Genomic DNA, 7,249 nt, shown 5'->3' on the forward strand with positions numbered 1-7,249 from the left:
AATAATAATAAATTAAAACCAATTTCTCTTGGATTACTTAATTTTAATGGGGAAAGAGGTTCTGAATATGGACCATTAATGGCTGCTATTGTTATAACTGTATTAATTCCACTTATAATCTATTTATTATTTCAAGAGAAAGTCGAGAGTGGTCTTGCAGCTGGAGCTGTAAAAGAATAATATAAAAATGTTGTTGGAGGAGAATAGTATGAACAAATTAAGATATAGACAAATCCACCTGGATTTTCATACAAGTGAATATATTCCAAGTGTAGCTGAGAATTTTAATGCAGATGATTTTTCAAAAACTTTGAAGGATGCACATATTAATTCTATTACATGCTTTGCTAGATGCCATCATGGATATCTTTACTATCCGTCTAAGTTACAACCAGAAATGATACATCCAAGTCTTACTAAAAAAGATTTATTACTACAGCAAATAGAAGCTTGTCATAAGTATGATATAAAAGCACCTATTTATACAACCGTACAATGGGACGGGTATGTTGCGAGAAATCATCCAGAATGGCTGGCGGTTAATGAAGAAGGAAATTATATTAACAGTCAAGACGTACCTGAACCTCATTTTTATTACACAATTTGTCTTAACAGTGGTTATAGAGAATATTTTAAAAATCATTTACAAGATATTATTGATGTGGTTGGTGTTGATAACATTGATGGATTTTTTATGGATATTTTATTCAAAGTTGATTGTCATTGTCCAAAATGCGTTGAGAAAATGACTAAATTAGGATTTAATCCAAAAGAAAAAACAGATAGAATTGCATACTCACTAGAAATGTTACATGAGTTCAAGAGTGAAATAACGAATTTTATTAACGAAAGAGTACCAGGTACTGGCATTTTTTATAATAGTTCTCATGTTGGACCAGCATTAAAAGATAGTTTGAAGGAGTATTCTCATCTTGAATTGGAATCATTACCAAGTGGTGGATGGGGTTATATGCATTTTCCTACAACTGTAAGATATGCAAGGAATTTGGGTAAAGAGATTCTAGGGATGACAGGAAAATTCCATACTTATTGGGGAGATTTTCATTCCTTAAAAAATAAAGCAGCCCTTGAATTTGAATGTTTTCAAATGTTATCAATGAATGCAGGATGTTCTATCGGGGATCAGCTTGATCCAAGAGGAAAATTATCAGCTGGAGCTTATGATTTAATTGGACATGTGTATAAACAAGTTGAAGAAAAAGAGCCATACTGTATAGGTGCTAAGGCATTAACAGAAATAGCCGTTATGACGCCAGAAGAATATTATACAGCAAAAGACCATGATTTAGGTTTGCCACCTGCATTAGTAGGAACTGTAAGAATGTTACAAGAGTTATCATACCAATTTGATATCATAGATAGTACAACTGATTTATTAAAATATAAACTTGTAATATTACCAGATGCTATCGATTACTCACCTAGATTAGAAAACATTTTGAAAGAATATATAAGTAATGGTGGAAAAGTTATAGGAAGTTATCATTCATGTATAGATACAACAAATGGTACTGGTAATCTGTATGGTGTATCTTATAGACAGGAATCTCCATATTATAGAGATTTTATTTATCCTAATAATCTTATCGGAAAGGATTTATTTGAAGAAGAATATGTTATGTATCTGCGAGGAGCAGAAGTTGAAGCAACAGATAGTATGATACTTATGAATACTATAAAACCTTACTTTAATAGAGAAGGTAAAAAATTCTGTTCACATCAGCATACGCCATCTTCAGGAGAAAAAGGATATCCAGCAGTAACAAGAAAAGATAATGTAATATATTTTTCTCACCCTATATTTAAAACATATCGACAGTATAGTCCTATATGGTGTAAAATGATAATTAAAGATGCAATAGGATTGTTGTTAGATGAAAAGTATGTTGAGCATAATGGACCGTCTACAATAGTAACTACAATGAATAACCAGTGTAAAGAAAACAGAGATATTCTTCATGTATTACATTATATAGCAGAAAAAAGGGCTGAAAATCTATATACTATTGAAGATATCATTCCTCTAGTTAATATATCATTCCAAGTTTTTGTAGGAGATAAAGAAATTGCTGACATCTTTAATATTTCTGATAAGCAAACTATTGAATATAAAAGGAAAGGTAATTATATTCTATTTACAGCAGATAGGATTGAAGGGCATGAGATGTTCTGTATAGAATATAAATAAAACAAACTGGTGAAGCCATATGATAAGTGTTAGTGAAAGAAGAGATTACAAAGGGCAGGTTATTTTTTTATACGAAGATGATTCAAGTTATATACCAGATGAAGTGTTAGAAGCTAGAAATCTATCTAGCACTTTAGAAGGTAAGCTGTATTCAGTAACAAATGTATATATATATAATAAATTCTATGTTATTGTTGGTTTAGGTGGTTACCATGATTTTGATATGAAGAAATTAAAATCTGTTGTAGCCAAAAGCGTAAAACAGATGAAGAAAACAGGTATAGAGGAATATGGGATAGACATTACTCCTTTCATCCAAAGGTATGATAGTCAATGTTTATTCCACTTAGTAGAAGGTATCAAATTAGGTAATTATGAATTCTATGGTTATAAGACTAATAAAAAAGATTATGATTACAGTGTTTTTCTTCAAGGAATCCATAAGGATACTAATCAGGTAAAAGAAATAATACAAAAAGCAGAGAATATAGTAGATGGCATCATTGCAGCTAGAGATTTGGTTAATGCACCGGCTAATAGATTAACCCCTGAATTGTTGTCACAGGAAGTCATATTATTGGGTGATAAAGCTGGTTTTGAAGTAGAGATTCTTGAAGAAGATGAATTAGAAGAGTTGAATATGAAGGCTTTTCTAACGGTTGGCAGTAGTAGCGGTAATTCACCAAAATTAATTGTAATGCGTTATAATGGCGATTCTACAAGTGATAAGGTTGCTGGATTAGTTGGAAAAGGTGTTACCTGCGATACAGGAGGATATTGTTTAAAAGCCAGTAATACAATGGGTGGCATAAAAGGTGATATGGCTGGTGGAGCAGCGGTTATAGGAGCTATATATGGATTGGCAATGAATAAAGTTAAGACTAATGTTGTGGGAATTATCCCGGCTTGTGAAAATCGTATTTCAAGGGAAAGTTATATACCTGGAGATGTAATTGATTCTATGTCAGGTAAGACAATAGAGATAATAAATACAGATGCAGAGGGAAGATTGATTCTTGCAGATGCAATTACATATGGTATAAAAGTTGAAGGTATAGATAAAGTAATAGATATTGCAACACTTACTAGTGCTGTTGTTGCAGCATTAGGATTTACAACAACAGGGGTATTGACTAATAACACAGAGTTTTATGATAAATTAATAAAAGCCTCTGAAAAATCAGGAGAACAATATTGGAGATTTCCTATATATGATGAGTATAGGGATATGTTAAAAAGCGATATTGCAGATATTAAAAATATGGGTAAGGATTATCTAGGTACAGTAACAGCAGGATTGTTTATTGGAAGTTTTGCAGAGCAACTGCCATGGATTCATATGGATATAGCTGGTACTGCATGGGTGAATCCACCAGTATTCCAGTATCAATCTGAAGGTGCTACAGGTGCAGCTGTTACATCACTTTACTTTTTATTTGGAATGGGAGACGAATAAGATGTATATTCTTGAAGGTTGTGTAGATTCAGTAGAATCAGCTATAGAAGCAGAAAAAGGTGGTGCTAACCGTCTTGAATTATGCAGTAATCTAATTATAGGTGGTACAACCCCTAGTATTAATCTTTTTAATGCGGTAAAAGAACATACTAATATAAAGATTAATGTGCTGATTCGTCCAAGATTTGGAGATTTTTGTTATTCAGATAATGAATTTGAAGTAATTAAAAGAGAAGTTAAAATGTTTCAGGAAGCAGGTGCAGATGGAGTAGTAATAGGTGTACTTAAGCCTGATGGAACTTTAGATATAGATAGAATGAGTGAGTTGATCCATATTGCAAAAGGAATGCATATAACATTACATCGTGCTTTTGATATGTGTAAAGAACCCTTAAAAGCCTTAGAACAAGCAAAACAGTTAGGAATCAATACGATTCTAACATCAGGACAGAAGAATGATTGTTACGAAGGGAAAGAACTAATTAGAGAGTTAGTTAATAAGTCTAATGACAAAGTAGATATTCTTATCGGTGGTGGTGTTAAGGCAGAAATAATAGAAGAAATGTATAAATTTACTGGAGCTACCTCATATCATATGTCTGGTAAAGAGGTAATAAATAGTTCTATGGAATACAGAAAAGAAGAGGTAAGCATGGGTATTGCCTCATTAAGTGAATATAGTATATGGCAGACAAGCTCCACAAAAATATCATATGTAAAAGATATCTTGGAAAAACTTATAAGCAATTAAAAATATTAAAAGAAGGTGTTATATATGTTGTTTTCTAATGAACTTAAGAAAACTATTGATGCTGATTTTGAAGAAGTTCTAAAACTTATAGAATATAAGAAACAAGAAATACAAAGAGGGTTAGATGGATGTAACGAAATAGAACAGTATTGCATTAAGTTCTTATATACATGTATGCCTCTTAGCGATATGGCAAATTATAGCTTTGACATATATTTAAGTTATGTAAGACATGGACTTTTTCTAAAAGAGAATATGCCTTGGGGGGAGAAAATACCAGCTAACATATTCCTTAAGTATGTGATGTTCTATCGTATAAATAATGAGAATATAGAAGATTGTAGACATACTTTCTATAATAATCTTATTGATAGAATAAAAGACAAGGATATGATTGAAGCTGTAATTGAAGTCAATTACTGGTGTTTGGAACAAGCCACATATCAAACAACTGACGAAAGAACAGCTTCTCCTCTTACGGTTTTAAGATCGGCTTACGGTAGATGTGGAGAAGAATCCACTTTTACAGTTACAGCCCTTAGAAGTGTTGGAATTCCAGCTAGACAGGTGTACGTACCTAGATGGTCACACTGCGACGATAATCATGCTTGGGTAGAAGTATGGTGTGATGGTAAGTGGAATTATCTTGGAGCCTGTGAACCAGAACCTTCACTAAATATAGGATGGTTTACAGCTGCAGCATCTAGAGCAATGCTCATTAACAGCAGAATATTTACTTCTATGAATAATGTGAATCAGATAGTTGATGAAGAATTGATATCTAAAAATGATAAAGCAGCTCTAGTTAATAGTATAGAAAACTACGCAGATACCAAAAAATTAGTTGTTAGAATAGTAGATTCTAATGATAAACCTATAGATAAAGTGAAAGTTCGATTTGAAGTACTTAATTATTCTGAGTTCTACCCTGTAGCTACGGTTATTACCAATAATGATGGAATAGCTAGAGTAACACTAGGACTTGGAGATATCTATATTCATGCTGTCAAGGATAATAGATTCATTAATAAACTTGTCGATACCAGAAAACAAAATGAGATAGTCCTCTCATGGAATGATTCTATAATAGAGGAAGTAGTAGTTGAGGATATGGATATCGTTCCACCCATTGATAACATGAAATATGCCATAAGTCTGACAGATAATGAAAAAGAATTGGGTAAAAAACGTTTCGCACAATGTAATGATGAACGAAAAGAAAAAGAAAGCAATTTCATCACCCATGATAATATATCAAAGTTAATGAATGAAAATAATTATAAGAATGATTGTCTAAAAGATATTTTTATAAAATCTAAGGGTAATTACCAAGAAATCAAAGCATTCATTGACAGCAATATAGATTGCTCTATAGATGATAAAATAAAACTATTAACTAGTATTTCTAATAAAGATTACACAGATATCACTAACAATAAACTAAAGGAACATCTAATATATTCTGTTGGATACAAAAACAACTATTCAGAAGAGATATACCTAAATTATATTATGAATCCTAGAGTACATTTTGAGATGATTACCAATTATAGAAAATTCATATTAGATTATTTTGACGAAAACACAAAAAAGAGATTTATTGAACACCCAATGAGCATATGGGATTATATAGATACATACATTACTGAACTACCAAAATTAGAATATAACCCACTTACCACAAATCCAGTGGACTTGCTTAAGCTTAAAAAAGGGAACATCATGTCCAAGAAAATACTTTTCGTTGCTATTTGTCGTACACTAGGTATTCCTGCAAGAATAGACAAAGAAAATCTTGAATTGCAATACTATACAGAAGATATATTTATTAACGTTAATCATATATTACAAAAGAGTCTTATCAAACTAACTCTTATTAACGAGGATAATACCAACTGGAAATATTGGTTGAACTTCACTATAGCCAAATTAAATGATGGAGTTTATGAAACCCTTGATCTTGTTGACAGGAAGTGGGTTAATAACAAGCTTACCTTAGACTTGGAACCAGGAAATTATAGAATCATAACATCTAATAGAATGCCAAATGGAAGTATCTTCTCAAAGAAATACTGTTTCATACTATTTGTTGAAAAAGAATTAGGGATTTCCTTACGCCAAGGTAAATTAGAAGATATGTTCAAAAATATTGAAATCAATGATTTCAAGTTAACAGACAAACATAACAATAGAATAGTAGCAAGTAATATACTAGGTGATACAAAAAATATCATCATCTGGATAGAAGAAGGCAAAGAGCCTACAGAACATGTCCTAAATGAAATGCTGGAACATCAAGATGTATTAAATAAGCTACCCTGCAACATCATCTTTGTATTAAGGAATAAAGAAGCCTTAACGAATACTACACTAAATAAAACACTAGAAGTATATCCTGACATACAAATCTATTATGATGAATCAGCTGCTAATGCCTCACCTATAGCCAGAAGAGTATACGTTGACCCTGACAAATTACCATTGATTCTATTAACCAATAAAGGTCTAAATGTAGTATATGCATTCAGCGGCTATAACGTTGGATTATCTGATCTGATAATTAAAATAATAGAAGCGATATAAATTATATTTTATTATATAAATATGATTTATAATATACAGTTCATAAGGCATTAATATTGGTAAGAAGAGAAGAATCTGTGTGTTTAGCTATATTAGTAGGTAGATTCTATCTTACCTAATCTAGTAAGTATTTCAATATCTAAAATTCTGGAGTTTATAATGTTGTAGTACTTTTTTGTGAGTTTGTATATTAAAAACAATATGAACTGGTTAGATAATAAGGTTTTGCCTATATATAAAATAAGCCATC

At 31.5% G+C, this 7,249-nt stretch carries 4 protein-coding genes and 1 pseudogene; all 5 read left to right on the forward strand.

Features of this window, described 5'->3' with window-relative positions:
* A pseudogene (locus AACQ14_RS23140) lies at positions 1 to 180 on the forward strand (carbohydrate ABC transporter permease); the annotation flags it as partial.
* A gap of 28 nt (positions 181 to 208) precedes the next feature.
* Positions 209 to 2,209, forward strand: a complete 2,001-nt coding sequence (locus tag AACQ14_RS23145) for an alpha-amylase family protein (RefSeq protein ID WP_339365919.1) — start codon at positions 209 to 211, stop codon at positions 2,207 to 2,209.
* A gap of 19 nt (positions 2,210 to 2,228) precedes the next feature.
* Positions 2,229 to 3,665 carry a leucyl aminopeptidase gene (locus AACQ14_RS23150; protein WP_339365920.1) on the forward strand — a complete coding sequence of 479 codons (1,437 nt, stop codon included), beginning with the start codon at positions 2,229 to 2,231 and terminating at the stop codon, positions 3,663 to 3,665.
* A gap of 1 nt (position 3,666) precedes the next feature.
* On the forward strand, positions 3,667 to 4,416 hold the full coding sequence (locus tag AACQ14_RS23155; RefSeq protein WP_339365921.1) for a copper homeostasis protein CutC: 750 nt from the start codon (positions 3,667 to 3,669) through the stop codon (positions 4,414 to 4,416).
* 24 nt (positions 4,417 to 4,440) lie between these two features.
* A complete protein-coding gene (locus AACQ14_RS23160; RefSeq protein WP_339365922.1) occupies positions 4,441 to 6,999 on the forward strand; it encodes a transglutaminase domain-containing protein in 2,559 nt (852 codons plus the stop codon).
* Positions 7,000 to 7,249: the final 250 nt, after the last annotated feature.

It is taken from the genome of Vallitalea maricola (assembly GCF_036985595.1).
GTDB classification, from domain to species: domain Bacteria; phylum Bacillota; class Clostridia; order Lachnospirales; family Vallitaleaceae; genus Vallitalea; species Vallitalea maricola.

Bases quoted from the DNA above. Each gene is read 5' to 3' on its own strand.
- AACQ14_RS23145 (WP_339365919.1), top strand. From the start codon at position 209: ATGAACAAATTAAGATATAGACAAATCCACCTGGATTTTCATACAAGT.
- AACQ14_RS23150 (WP_339365920.1), top strand. From the start codon at position 2,229: ATGATAAGTGTTAGTGAAAGAAGAGATTACAAAGGGCAGGTTATTTTT.
- AACQ14_RS23155 (WP_339365921.1), top strand. From the start codon at position 3,667: ATGTATATTCTTGAAGGTTGTGTAGATTCAGTAGAATCAGCTATAGAA.
- AACQ14_RS23160 (WP_339365922.1), top strand. From the start codon at position 4,441: ATGTTGTTTTCTAATGAACTTAAGAAAACTATTGATGCTGATTTTGAA.